General features: G+C 66.8%; 1 protein-coding gene. It reads right to left on the reverse strand.

Features of this window, described 5'->3' with window-relative positions; genetic code table 11:
- Positions 1-228 (reverse strand): hypothetical protein (locus BQ17_RS08150; RefSeq protein WP_141699167.1); only part of this gene is annotated, 228 nt, incomplete at its 3' end.
- Between the last annotated feature and the right edge of the window lie 43 nt (positions 229-271).

Consider the following 271-nt stretch of genomic DNA (forward strand, 5'->3'; position numbering starts at 1 on the left):
CACTAGGCGCAACGCAACCGGTTTCGCCTGCTCGGCTGGCAGCCGCTCGCCCAGTTTGCCCAGCGCCTCACCGAGCCAGCTGAGCTGCCACGGATCGGTGGTGGTGTCCATAACCTCCACCAGACGCAAGGCACCCGCCTGCGCTTGCTCCGCCGGCAGCCGCTCGCCCAATTTGCCCAGCGCCTCAACGAGCGGGCTGAGTTTCTCTGGATCGTCGGTTGTGCCCATAACCTTCACCAGACGCAAGGCACCCGCCTGTGCCTGCTCGGCC

Source organism: Candidatus Thiosymbion oneisti (genome assembly GCF_900092655.1).
Lineage (GTDB): Bacteria > Pseudomonadota > Gammaproteobacteria > Chromatiales > Chromatiaceae > Thiosymbion > Thiosymbion oneisti.